Raw genomic sequence first — 6,533 nt, 5'->3', positions numbered from 1 at the left:
AACAGGCATCTTGCCTGTTCCTTGAATTAAGCTGTAATTCTTTATTGTTTGTGGAACAGGCATCTTGCCTGTTCCTTTAATTAAGCTGTAATTCTTTGTGGAACAGGCATCTTGCCTGTTCCTATAATTAAAGCAACCTACTTACAAACTTTTTAAGGAATAGGAACAGACCGCAACAACTTGTCAACAATCGTCTTAGCCCTTCTTCCCCCCGCCGGAATCAACCGGTGAGACAGTACGTGCGGCGCCAAATCCTTCACATCATCCGGGGTAGCAAAATCCCGCCCCGAAATAAACGCCAAAGCCTGCGACGCCCGGTGCAAAGCCACCGCGCCCCGGGGACTCACCCCCAGAGTAATCTCCTCATCCTCCCGCGTCGATCGCACCAAATCTACAATATACTGTTTCAAAGAGCCTTCCACCTTCACACCAGCGCACAAACGACGCAATTCCTGCACTTCTGCCAAAGAAATACAAGGCTGCAAATCTTCAACAGCAAAACTATCAGAAAGCCGTTCCAACATTTGCAACTCTTCCAACGCAGCGGGATAGCCCAAAGTCAAAGACAAAGTAAACCGATCCATTTGCGCTTCCGGTAACGGAAAAGTGCCTTGATATTCGATCGGGTTCTGAGTCGCAATCACAAAAAACGGCGTCGGAACATTTCGAGAAACTCCGTCTACTGTCACCTGCTTTTCTTCCATCACTTCCAGCAAAGCTGACTGAGTTCGCGGCGTCGCCCGATTGATTTCATCAGCAAGCAAAACATTAGCAAAAACTGGGCCGGGCAAAAACTCAAACTCTCCGCTGCGCGGATTCCAAATATTAGTACCGGTGACATCCGTCGGTAACAAATCGGGAGTGCACTGAATCCGCTGAAACTTCCCATCGATCGATCGCGCCAAAGACTTCGCCAGCAGCGTTTTTCCCACACCAGGCACGTCTTCCAGCAGCGCGTGTCCGCCCGAAAACACGGCTACCAGCACCAAGCGAATAGCATCCGCTTTGCCAACCATAGTTTTGCCTAGATTTTGTTTGAGCCGCTCAATATGTTGTCTCATATCCCTGATTTCTAATTGTTAATTGCGAATTGCTAATTGCTAATTGTTGAAAAGATATCAAGATTGCCAAATTCTTGAGTCTTTGCCTTGCGGACTTCGTATTTGTACAACTAGAATTTAGTCTGACTCATCTTGCACCATTTTTAAAAGCGATCGCCTGTTCTAGATCACATAATTATTAGACTTTAGCAGTTAAGAGGCTTCTAGCAATATCGCAATCTGCCTGAATTTGAGTTTTGAGAGCATCCAGAGAAGCGAATTTTTGTTCGGGTCGCAAAAACTCTACCAAACTCGCACTCAAGGTTTGACCGTACAAATCCCCAGACCAATCTAACAGGTGAACTTCCACAGTGGGTTGCAGACCGTCTACCGTCGGGCGGCAGCCAACATTCATCACCCCATTGACAAAAGATAAATTGGATGCTGTGCCGGGGATTACAGATTTGGGGTTTTCCCGCTGATAGGAAGAACTTTCCTCTTTCATATTTTCCCATCCATGCTTCAGCGAGACTCGCACTGCATACACGCCAAAACGTGGCAAAAATTTTTCCGGCGGCAGTTCGATATTAGCAGTAGGAAATCCGATCGTCCTACCCAGCCGCTGTCCCCCAACCACAGTTCCGACTAAACTGTAAGGTCGCCCCAGCAACTGATTCGCTCTTCTGAGGTCGCCGGATGCCAGACCTTCGCGGATTGCAGAACTGCTGATCCGATCGCCCTCACCGCAATTGTGCAGCGGTACAAGAGCAACATCAATACCGTAACCAGAGGCGATCGACTGCAAATCCACAGCCGTCCCAGCGCGTCCCCGACCAAACCGAAAATCAACCCCCACACTAATTCGACTCGCTTTTAGTTGCCGCACCAAAATTTCCTCGACAAACTCACAAGCAGTCAAAGCCGCTAATTCTCGATCGAACGGCAGCAGCACAAGTTGCTCGACGCCCATGGCTGCGAGCAATTCTACCTTTTCTGCCAGAGGTGTCAGCAGTTTTTTCGGTTGACCCGTAAAAAATTCTTGCGGGTGCGGATCGAATGTCACCACAGTGCTGTAAAGTCGATCGACCCCATCAGAATCGATTCCAGAAAGGCTGTTGCCGTCGGCCCGAGCGCCTATCAAACCCTCGAACTTATGGCGACTGTCGGCTCGATCCGGCGGTGCTGCTGAGTCATTTTCGCAGGTCGCCGGATGTTCTGTTTCCCAATTTTGATCTGTGCCAACGTTTGAGCGCAAGTTTTGCCCCGACGCAATCACCCTGGCAGAATTTTGCCCAGGCGATCGATTTAAAATTGGCTGCACGACTTGTCGATGCCCTAGGTGCAAACCATCAAAGTTTCCCAAGGCAACAGAAGTTGGAGTCAGAGCAGCGGTAGAAGAAGAAGTTACCCACACGCTTAAAATTTTGACATACTTAGTGCGATCGCCAGTCGATTTTAGATTTTAGATTTTAGATTTTAGATTTGACTCCACAGATAAATCTGGAAGGTTGAACTTTGGTCTAAACTTTTTGGTTTTCCACCACTTAAGCCGGGGGCTTGTATCCGTCTCTGAGGTCAGCCCTAACTTAAATTTGAGATTTCTGACCTCAAGATTTCAGAACCATCGGGCAATCTCAAATCCATCAGACAGGCACTTGAGGCGCTTGCACCGACACTTCAGACAAATTGTTATCAGGAGGCAGCAATTGTAACGACAAACCTTCCCGCGCCATCAAACTGTTCGGGAATCTTTGAGCCACTTGTTCTCCCACCTTGTCTAAAAACTCGTCATTGTGCAGCGGGTCGTGGTGAAAAATCACCAACTTTTTGACATTAGCAGCCTTTGCCACCTTCACCGCTTCCTGCCAAGTCGAATGTCCCCAGCCGACCTTGCTGCTTTTCTCCGCATAATACTCCTCATCGGTATAAGTAGCGTCGTAGATCAGCACCTCAGCATCCTGAGCCAAATACAGCACATTTTCGTCTAAACGATCGGGAAAATGTTCGGTATCAGTCACGTAAGCAGCCGAATACCCCCGCCAGTTTACGCGGTAGCCTATAGCTTCGCCCGGATGGTTCAGCAAAGCAGTTTCCACCTTAATCTCTCCGATTTCCAGCGGTTTGCCCACTTCTATATCGTTAAATTTCAGGTCTGCCCCCATAATTTGCAGGGGTACCGGAAAATTGGGGTGCAGCATCTGGTCGTGGAGGCGCTGCTGGATAGTAGCCTTATTAGGAGCAATAGCCCCATAGATGTGAAAGCAGTTCCCAGGAATAAAAGCTGGGACAAAAAATGGGAATCCTTGAATGTGATCCCAGTGAGAGTGAGTAAAAAACATATGAGCTTTTACGGGCATCTGGGACAGGAGAGTTTGTCCCAAAACCCGCAATCCAGTACCGCCATCGAAAATTAGGCGACTCTCACCCACTCGCATTTCTACACAGGGCGTGTTGCCCCCGTAACGTACTGTTTCTGCCCCGGGAGACGCTATGCTACCTCTAACGCCCCAGAAGTGAACCGTGAATTGGTTGTGCATACTAGACATGGGTTTTCTTGCAAGATTGTTCCGGCGAGTTATCGATAAGGTGTTTACATATTACTAAGGGCTTTACCATCAAACCCAAGTTCTTTGACGGTCGAGTTCCCCACTTGTGGGAACTGCCAAGAGTCTCGCTCATCGCGAGAATGCAAAACTGTTGGGCTTGACAACTGAGCAATAAATTACAAAGTAGACGTTGGAAGTCTCGATCGTAACTATTCTTTTCGTCTCTTCACTAGCCTAACCTCCGCAGACACACTTTGGGGCAGTAGTTCTGTCTGAGTTTGGTCAAAAGCCGCTGTTTCTCCAGCCTCTGCAATTGCCGAACCGGATTGCGCGGTCGGTTGCTTGCCTTGCTGCTTTACCGGTTTGAACCCGGATGATGGCTTTCCTGCTATCTAGTCCGGTCGATCGACCATAATATGCAGGTGGCGGGGCTGTTTTACGCCGATATCTGGCCGATATTGGCGATCGGGCGTGAACGCGCCGCTACAAGAATGACGGTTAATTTACCCGACTTGAGATGCTCCCGCCATTTAACCCCTGCCCATGAGCATCCGGGACTCCTTTTTAGCAGAACCCGGTTTAATTAACTCAACTCCCATTAATTCAAAAATCTTAGCAGTTTAGGAATGCTCCTGCTATTAATTATCAACCAATACTGTCTGGATGCTCGGCCCGCTGCGGTTCGTCCCGCTAGCGGTCAAGCTGAACCCAGCCTCATCTGACACCGGGTAGCAGCGAGAGTCCGGGCCTGCGGGCAAAAGGCTAAATTTTCGTCGTGCATTTCTTGGCGGACGAATTGAATCACTCAAAATTCCCCTATTTTCGGAAATTAAAAAATTTCGCTTTTTGGCTATCATGCCAACTCCGATCGCCATTCTGTCTCAAGAGCGATGCAGAAATATTCCCTGTTAACCTGTGGTGCTTTTCTCAACAATCTTCAATCGCTCTATTTTTGGTAAGGATTTCTCGGAATTCGGCGCATTTGCGGTACTCGCCACGGGTTTGAATTTCCGGTATCATAGAAGCTTAGAGTCTTATTTGCCGAGAATCTAAATCAGTGCTAAAAAAGCCTGGATAACTTTAAGTTATTTTTCAAAAAAGTCAGTATGAATCAAGTTAAAAAAACTACAACCAAGCTGAATAGATCGCCGGTGAAAGTGTCCGATCGCACTTTGGAACTCGGTAATCTTCCCTTGAGCGACCTGTCTTTAGAAATAACTGATGGTCAAGCTTTGAGAGAATTGAGTTCGGACGATCGCCCGCCGGCAACCCCAACAGCCACAGGCCGGACTGCCGAAACAAGACGGCGGAGGGTAGATGGCAAGACCTCCTGGGCCCGATCGCCTGTGGTTTCTACTGCGTTTCTCAAGTGGCTGCTAGAGAGTTTGACTCGATCAAAAGGTTGGCTGGCAGTTATCACCCTGGCAGCAGTTTGGGGGTGGTGGAACAGTGAATTACTGTTTTCCACAGGCCTGGGGATAGCAGCGATGATGGTGGTTTACCGAGGGCAGTCGTGGGACTGGCAATTGCTGCGGGCAAAAGGCGAGCAATTTTGGGAGGGCCCGAACCGCCGATTCGTTTTAGCCGTCGGCACCGGCGGCATTGCTACCTTGGGCGCTTACATGAGTTTGGCGATTTGGGCGGACTCTGAGAGCCACTGGATGGCTTTGAGCCTAATTTTGCAGAATTTGGGTACGATCGCGATTGCAGGGGTGTTGCTGCGGCAAGGGTTGAGTCTGGGGGCAGCAAAAGATGAAGATGCGATCGATCGCATCTTGGCGGATTTGACTGATGCTGACCCCGTGAAGCGTTTGATTGCTGTGCGGCAAATGACCGATTTGGTGAATCAGGGTGGGTTTGGCCCTGTGAGCTCTGTCAAAAGTTCCATCGCCCGTTCCCGCGCTGCCGAGTGCTTTCGCCTGATGCTGAGTCGGGAACCAGAAGCTTTAGTCCGCAATGCCCTTCTCGAAGGTTTGCAGACTTGGGACGCTACTTATGGCATGGCTTTAACTAATGCGAATGGGAAGTCCCGCGCTCTACCGAAGGTGAGCGTCGGGATGAAAGCTCGCGGTGAAAATAAATTGAGCGACAGCGAATCAATATAGTTTTTGTGTGCTACGCTCATCTTATCGGTATTCTGCAATCTTGATAAATGTATAAAGCCTACAAGTACAGAATCTATCCCACAAGTGAGCAAGAAACCTTGCTTGCAAAGTCTTTTGGTTGTGCGAGATGGTTTTGGAACTATGCTTTAAATCTATGTCAAGAAACTTACAAAAATACTGGCAAAGGACTATCTAGGGCATACATACAAGGCTTGCTCCCTCCACTCAAAAAAGAATACGAATGGCTAAAAGAACCCTATTCTCAATGCTTGCAGGTGGTGGCATTGAATTTATCTACTGCCTACAAAAACTTCTTTGACAAGAGGGCGATGCCACCCAAATTCAAAGCCAAGCACGACAGGCAGTCGATCGGCTACCCTCAAAATGTCAAATTCGACGGTGACTATATCAACCTACCTAAGATTGGTTTAGTTTTCTGTCGGCGACATCGTGATTTTGAGGGCGACATCAAGACCGTTACCGTGTCTCGCAACCCGGACGGCAAACATTTTATTTCTGTTTTGATTGACGATGGGAAAGAAAAGCCTGAGTTAGTCCCAGCAGATAAAGCTATTGGCATTGATGTAGGGTTAACTCATTTTGCGATCACCAGTGATGGTTCTAAGTTTGGCAATCCCAAACATTTTATCAAGCGTCAACGCAACCTAAAACGTAAGCAGCAAAAGCTTGCTCGCAAAAAGAAAGGTAGTCAAAACCGAAAAAAGGCAAGACTGGTAGTGGCAAAAGTTCACTCCAAAATTGCTAGATGCCGTGAAGATTTTCTACAGAAGCTATCCCGCAAGATAGTTAACGAAAACCAAGTTATTGCAGTGGAAAATCTC

5 protein-coding genes are annotated in these 6,533 nt (G+C 48.1%); 2 read left to right on the top strand and 3 right to left on the bottom strand.

The features are described from left to right. Positions 1-152: 152 nt before the first annotated feature. From QUB39_RS16825 to QUB39_RS16815, 3 genes are all read right to left on the bottom strand, one after another. Positions 153-1,061 carry a MoxR family ATPase gene (locus QUB39_RS16825; RefSeq protein ID WP_333057199.1) on the bottom strand — a complete coding sequence of 303 codons (909 nt, stop codon included), beginning with the start codon at positions 1,059-1,061 and terminating at the stop codon, positions 153-155. Between the two features lie 178 nt (positions 1,062-1,239). Further along, on the bottom strand, positions 1,240-2,454 hold the full coding sequence (locus QUB39_RS16820; protein ID WP_333057200.1) for a bifunctional riboflavin kinase/FAD synthetase: 1,215 nt from the start codon (positions 2,452-2,454) through the stop codon (positions 1,240-1,242). Between the two features lie 229 nt (positions 2,455-2,683). Then, positions 2,684-3,586 (bottom strand): MBL fold metallo-hydrolase, encoded by a 903-nt coding sequence (locus QUB39_RS16815; RefSeq protein ID WP_333057201.1) that lies wholly within the window; start codon positions 3,584-3,586, stop codon positions 2,684-2,686. A gap of 1,106 nt (positions 3,587-4,692) precedes the next feature. Between QUB39_RS16815 and QUB39_RS16810 the strand changes: the two genes are divergently transcribed. Beyond that, a complete protein-coding gene (locus tag QUB39_RS16810) occupies positions 4,693-5,691 on the top strand; it encodes a hypothetical protein (protein WP_333395318.1) in 999 nt (332 codons plus the stop codon). 47 nt (positions 5,692-5,738) lie between these two features. After that, a partial coding sequence (locus QUB39_RS16805; protein WP_333273308.1) for an RNA-guided endonuclease TnpB family protein occupies positions 5,739-6,533 on the top strand: 795 nt, incomplete at its 3' end.

Origin of the sequence: Microcoleus sp. AT8-B5 (genome assembly GCF_036705565.1) — a bacterium.
In the GTDB taxonomy this organism is placed as follows: Bacteria; Cyanobacteriota; Cyanobacteriia; order Cyanobacteriales; family Microcoleaceae; genus Microcoleus.
This window is presented reverse-complemented; position numbering and strand designations above follow the sequence as displayed.

Bases quoted from the DNA above. Each gene is read 5' to 3' on its own strand.
- QUB39_RS16825 (WP_333057199.1), bottom strand. From the start codon at position 1,061: ATGAGACAACATATTGAGCGGCTCAAACAAAATCTAGGCAAAACTATG.
- QUB39_RS16815 (WP_333057201.1), bottom strand. From the start codon at position 3,586: ATGTCTAGTATGCACAACCAATTCACGGTTCACTTCTGGGGCGTTAGA.
- QUB39_RS16810 (WP_333395318.1), top strand. From the start codon at position 4,693: ATGAATCAAGTTAAAAAAACTACAACCAAGCTGAATAGATCGCCGGTG.